Below are 5,269 nucleotides of genomic sequence, written 5' to 3'. Positions count from 1 at the left end.
TGACGCACTGACCCTGGTCGAGAACCTGCGCTTCTTCGGACGCCTCTCCGGGATCCGCAGGCCCGACGGGCGCATCGCAGATGTGCTGCGGTTCCTCGACTTCACCGGCCACGACAATCAGCGCCTCGGCACATTCAGCAAGGGAATGCGCCAACGCGTCGGTATCGCCCAGGCGATACTGCACGAGCCAGCCGTGCTATTCCTGGACGAGCCCACATCCGGCTTAGACCCCGAAGGCGTGAAGACGCTTCGGGAGACGATCGTAAGGCTCAACCGCGAGTATGGGATGACCGTCTTCATGAACACCCACCTGCTGTCCGAGGTCACCAAGACCTGCACGAGCATCGGAATCTTAAACCACGGGCGTCTCGTGCATCATGACAGCATCGCCGGGACATTGGCCGCGTTCCCTGCCGAGCATTCTCTGGAAGACATCTACTTCCAGCTCGACCCGGTCCGCGCATGATGAACGTCTTCTTTGCCAGCGCCCAGCAGGAGATGCTCAGCGTGCGACGGGCGCGGATCGCCCACGTCCTCCTCGCCGTCTTCCTCGGAATGGTGTCGGTTTCCTCCATCATCGGATGGGTCACCACCACCACCGTCACGAGCGTCTATGAGAAGATCCTCGCTGGCGGGCTCACAGCGGCACCGAACCCGTTCACAGGAGTCCCAGCGCTGTACTACGCCCGGAACTCCGTCATCTACGTCATCCTGATCGGCGCCCTCATGGCGATAGTGCTCGGGGCGCAGGCAACGCTCCGCGATCGGAAGTCAGCCACCACGAGTCTGATCCTCAGCCGCCCCGTCGGCACTCCCGTCCGGCTCGGCGGTCAACTTGCAGGGCTCGGAATCGTCATATTCACCGTATTGGCGATCAGCATGGCCATCAATTGGGCCGCGATCAGCGTCATCACACGGGCGCCGCTCGGAACCGACGCGACCCTCCGACTTCTCGGGTTCGCGGCCTGTGCCTGGATGCTCCTGATGATATTCACGATCATCGGGATGCTCGGAGGCATCTTCAGCAAACGGGAGACCACAGCCCTGCTCGTACCATTCGTCGTCTGGAGCGGCCTCACCTTTGTCGTGCCTCAACTCGGCACCGCAGCGCGCCCGGTCGCGCTCCTCAACCCCGTTCCGATCCTTGCCCCGACCGGGGGACCATTCGACTTGCTCGCCGCGATCACCGCCCCCCTGTCGATCACCGAGCAGTTCAAGCGGGCGGCGAGCATCCTGCTGCAGGACCCCAATGTCTCGGGTAACCCGCTCAGTAGCGTCATTGTCCTGATCGGGTTCCTCCTGCTCGCCACGATCGTCGTCACACTCGTACCACGGCAGAAACTGAGGAGTGCACTTAATGACTGATCTATTCACAGTTGCACGGAAGGAGTTCCTCGACCTCCGCCGTGATCGGCTGTTCCTCATCGTCATCTCCTTCCTCACTGCAGTGACCCTCGTCTCGGTCGCTGTCGGGGCCGCAGATTTCCGCGCTCAGCTCGAGGCGTACAACCGCTACGTGGCCGACCTCGCTGCCGCCGGCACCGGTGTTGTGCCGGCAGCCCCCCAGCTCTTTCCACTTCAACTGTTGCGCGGTGGTATCGAGTACCTCGAGATCCTCGGCGCGCTGTTCGCCATCGTTCTCGGCTACGGCACGGTCGCGAAGGAGAAGCACCGCGGCACGCTTCAACTGTTCCTCAGTCGACCCGTGAGTCGCTTCGCCTTCGCGGGCGGCAAGGTCGCAGGACTCTCCGCGGTCTGGCTGGGCGTCGTGCTCCTGCTCACCGCGTTCTCGACCATAGCCGTGATCACCATCGGCGGTGGGGCGGTCACGGGGGTTGATCTCGGCCGTCTCGCGATCACCGCCTGCTTCATGTGGCTCTACCTGGTGTTCTGGACGGCTCTTGCTGTCGGGCTCACCTCTCTTGCGGCCCGGCTCAGCACTGGCTTGATTGTGGCACTCGTCGTCTGGCTGGCCTTTGTGCTCGTGATCCCGCAGATCGGCGACACCATGGACCCCGACAACCAGGTACCCGGCGGACTCTTCGCGGCCCTGCAGATCAAGAAGTCGGATGAGCTCGGGGTGCTTGCCCAGTTCGCCGGATTCGACGGCATCCGAAACGGGCTCGAGGTGTCGTCGATCACCAAGCACTTCGAACGTCTGTCTTTCGCATTCCTGGGAATCAAGGCCCAGTACAACGGGCAATCGATCCCAGTGGTGTGGGCCGCGATGCTGCCCTACGCCATCACCCTCACGGTAGCGACCATCGCGTCCGTGATCTTCTCCGCCGTCGCAACAACTCGGCGCACACTGCAAAGGAAGCAATCATGAACCGCAGAACAATGTCTCTCACCGCCGCAGGTCTTGTCCTGATCGCTGGATCACTGGCCGGCTGCTCGGCCATAACGAGCGGCAGTCCAGACTCACCCTCGAGTGCGCCGGGATCCAGCACTGCGCCGACCGCGGCTCAGGTGCTGCCCATCGCATCAGACCCGATCACCAACACGAGCACCGCCGCCGGCCTGTCTATCAACTCCGCCGCCGTCGAAGACAACGTCGATCCGGTAACCAAGAAAGCCATTGACGACCGGCTCCAGATCACCCTTGCGAACGCGACATCAGCACCACTCACGAACGTCGAGATCTACTATGAGATGACCGATGTGACGACGAAGCAGACCGAGGGGTACTACATGGCGCTCGACGGCGTCACCGTTCCCTCAAACGGGCAGAGCACGGTCTATTTCGACAACGAACCGGCGCCCGGCCACTTCCCGGAGAACAAGTTCAGCCTCTACCGCAGCTCCGTCAACCAAGTCGACTTCGCCATAGAAGCCAGCGCCGACGGCGTGAAGATTGCGACAGCCACCGCCAGCAAGGGAGCGGGAACCGGTGAACAAGCCGACTAATCACGGCCCCGAGCGGGAGGCTGGGGCACGATGAAGCTCCTGGTGGTGGAGGATGATGCCCGTATCGCCGATGTCATCCGCCGCACACTCACCGAAAGTGGGTACGCCGTCGATGTGAGAGCCACCGCACTCACCGGGATCACCGCATTCGAGATCGACACGTACGACCTGGTTGTTCTCGACCTCATGCTGCCTGGGTTGCCTGGTGGCGGGATGGACGTCTGCCGCCGCATCCGCGAGATCAACAGCGACGTCCCCGTACTGATGCTCACCGCCCTCGACTCGATGAAATCCAAAGTGCAAGGTCTCGACGTCGGCGCCGATGACTACCTGGTCAAACCCTTCCATCTCGTCGAACTGCTCGCGCGAGTGCGCGCCCTACTCAGGCGCTCCCCCCGGGCACAACCACCCACCCTCGTAGCTCAGGGGGTGACATTGATCCCGGCGACCCAGACCGCCGTGCGAGCGGGAAGAACGATCGACCTCACACCGAAGGAGTTCGCCGTGCTGGAATACCTCATGCGCAACGCCGGCACGATCATCAGCGCGACCGAACTCATCGATCACGCCTGGGACAGCAACTATGAGGGATTCAGCAACGTCGTGCAGACCTACATCCGGTACCTCCGCCAGAAACTCAGCCTGCCCGGGGAACCCGACATCATTCAAACCCGCAGGGGTGCCGGCTATCTGATCGCGACAGACACGTGATCTTCCGTCAGGCCACCATCCGGCTCACGGTCGCCTACACGGTCATCCAACTTGGCCTGTTCGCTGTATTCGCTATCGGGATCTACACCTTCGTCACCGGGACGTTCGACTTCGATGCGGTCGAATTCGAAGGAGAAGGAGCAGCCGTCGGCGCCGAGCAAGGATTCGCGCTCCTGCGAACGGCGCTCATCATCTTCTACGCCTGTCTGCTCGTTGTCGTTCCCCTCTCGAGCTGGTTGATGGCGCGCGCCGCACTCAAACCCATCAGGGCCAGCTTCGAACGTCAACAACAATTCGTCGACGGCGCATCCCACGAAATGCGCACCCCGCTCAGCGTGATCCAGGGTGAACTTGAACTCGCGTTGACCCGGTTGCGCACTCCCGCTGAATACCAGGCCGCCATCGCGACCTCACTGGAGGCGGCGACCGGGCTGACCCGGCTCACTGATGACCTACTCAAGCTCTCTCGCACAACAAGAGAGGAACTCGCCGCGACCTTCGCATCCGTCGACATCAACATGGCAGTGCGTGAAGTCGTGTCACAAGCCGATGCCGCCCATGCCCTCGGCCCGGCTGTGACGGCCGACCTGGGCCAGCAGGGGCGGGTGTGGGGCTCCGACGAGCTGATCTCCCGCGCGATCGGGAACGTTGTCGACAACGCGGTTAAATTCAGCGAACCCCACGGTGCCGTTGCGGTGACCACGACCGTGGTCGGGGAGACATCGATCGTTCAGGTCCGCGATGACGGAATCGGGATGACCGCCGAACAGGCGTCCCACGCGTTTGAACGATTCTGGCGCGCCGATGATGCCAGGACCACGCCGGGCCACGGTCTCGGACTTGCCCTCGTCCAACAGATCATGCACGCACACGGAGGGTCGGTCACGATCGACTCTCAGAGCGGCGCCGGCACCACCGTCACCCTGCGACTCCCCCTCACGACGCGGTGAACTCCCAGGTTCACCGTCTCTCACACTCATCTCATCGTCTGATTCGTAGCCTGATATCACGGTCAAGAAATCACTCGACCGTAGACGAAAAGAACAATCCGCACCCGCCGATCGGCGGTCCGCGGCACCGAGAAGGAGCATCGCCATGAAGATAACGATCAAGCGGGCAGTCGTCACCGGAGTCATCGTCACCGGACTCGCCCTGGGCGGCACGGGCGTCGCGATGGCCGCCACCACCAGTACCGCCAACCCTGGAACAGGAACCGGCACTGCCACGGAGGAACAGGATCCCACCTATGTCGGCAGCGTCACGGCACCGAAGGAGGCCGGCGAAGACACCGGGACCGCGGAGGGCACCGGGTCTGAAGGTTCCGGGTCGGAAGGGGCAGATTCGACCACGGCCGAGGCGGACGAGTCCAAAGCCCTTCAGCCGCTGGCAACCGTGACCGCCGACGAAGCGACCGCCGCAGCCCTCGCGGCGGTTCCGGGAAAAGCGGGCAGCGCCGAGCTCGAAAACGAAAACGGATACGTGGTTTATGGGGTCGAGATCACCGCGACAGATGGCACCGTCACCGACGTGAAGGTCGACGCCGGCAACGGCAAGGTCCTGGCCCAGGACACCGAGAGCGACACCGAGACGAACGACGACTAACCCGTTCTCGACAGTCGGTCAGCGGCGGGAGCGATATCCTCCCGCCGCG

General features: G+C 63.0%; 7 protein-coding genes. All 7 read left to right on the top strand.

Translation table 11 applies throughout. The features are described from left to right. Nucleotides 1-466 (top strand): ABC transporter ATP-binding protein (locus tag LH475_RS00255; protein WP_297412593.1); only part of this gene is annotated, 466 nt, incomplete at its 5' end. After that, nucleotides 463-1,365 (top strand): ABC transporter permease, encoded by a 903-nt coding sequence (locus tag LH475_RS00250; RefSeq protein WP_297412592.1) that lies wholly within the window; start codon nt 463-465, stop codon nt 1,363-1,365. The genes LH475_RS00255 and LH475_RS00250, both read left to right, overlap by 4 nt. Then, nucleotides 1,358-2,329, top strand: a complete 972-nt coding sequence (locus tag LH475_RS00245; protein WP_297412591.1) for an ABC transporter permease subunit — start codon at nt 1,358-1,360, stop codon at nt 2,327-2,329. The genes LH475_RS00250 and LH475_RS00245 overlap by 8 nt, the downstream gene beginning before the upstream one ends. Next, a complete protein-coding gene (locus LH475_RS00240; protein WP_297412590.1) occupies nt 2,326-2,907 on the top strand; it encodes a hypothetical protein in 582 nt (193 codons plus the stop codon). Before LH475_RS00245 ends, LH475_RS00240 begins: the two co-directional genes overlap by 4 nt. A 30-nt stretch (nt 2,908-2,937) precedes the next feature. After that, complete coding sequence (locus tag LH475_RS00235; protein WP_297412589.1) at nt 2,938-3,618, top strand: response regulator transcription factor; 681 nt, start codon at nt 2,938-2,940, stop codon at nt 3,616-3,618. Continuing rightward, on the top strand, nt 3,615-4,568 hold the full coding sequence (locus LH475_RS00230; protein WP_297412588.1) for a HAMP domain-containing sensor histidine kinase: 954 nt from the start codon (nt 3,615-3,617) through the stop codon (nt 4,566-4,568). Before LH475_RS00235 ends, LH475_RS00230 begins: the two co-directional genes overlap by 4 nt. A 145-nt stretch (nt 4,569-4,713) precedes the next feature. Continuing rightward, a complete protein-coding gene (locus tag LH475_RS00225; RefSeq protein ID WP_297412587.1) occupies nt 4,714-5,220 on the top strand; it encodes a PepSY domain-containing protein in 507 nt (168 codons plus the stop codon). The last annotated feature ends 49 nt before the right edge of the window (nt 5,221-5,269 follow it).

This window comes from Cryobacterium sp., from assembly GCF_026786305.1.
Lineage (GTDB): Bacteria > Actinomycetota > Actinomycetes > Actinomycetales > Microbacteriaceae > Cryobacterium.
The sequence above is the reverse complement of the archived record's forward strand: the minus strand, read 5'-3'. Positions and strand labels throughout refer to the sequence as shown.

Excerpts from the sequence above, each read along its gene's own strand:
- LH475_RS00235 (WP_297412589.1), top strand. The coding sequence starts at position 2,938 with ATGAAGCTCCTGGTGGTGGAGGATGATGCCCGTATCGCCGATGTCATC.
- LH475_RS00240 (WP_297412590.1), top strand. The coding sequence starts at position 2,326 with ATGAACCGCAGAACAATGTCTCTCACCGCCGCAGGTCTTGTCCTGATC.
- LH475_RS00225 (WP_297412587.1), top strand. The coding sequence starts at position 4,714 with ATGAAGATAACGATCAAGCGGGCAGTCGTCACCGGAGTCATCGTCACC.
- LH475_RS00250 (WP_297412592.1), top strand. The coding sequence starts at position 463 with ATGATGAACGTCTTCTTTGCCAGCGCCCAGCAGGAGATGCTCAGCGTG.
- LH475_RS00245 (WP_297412591.1), top strand. The coding sequence starts at position 1,358 with ATGACTGATCTATTCACAGTTGCACGGAAGGAGTTCCTCGACCTCCGC.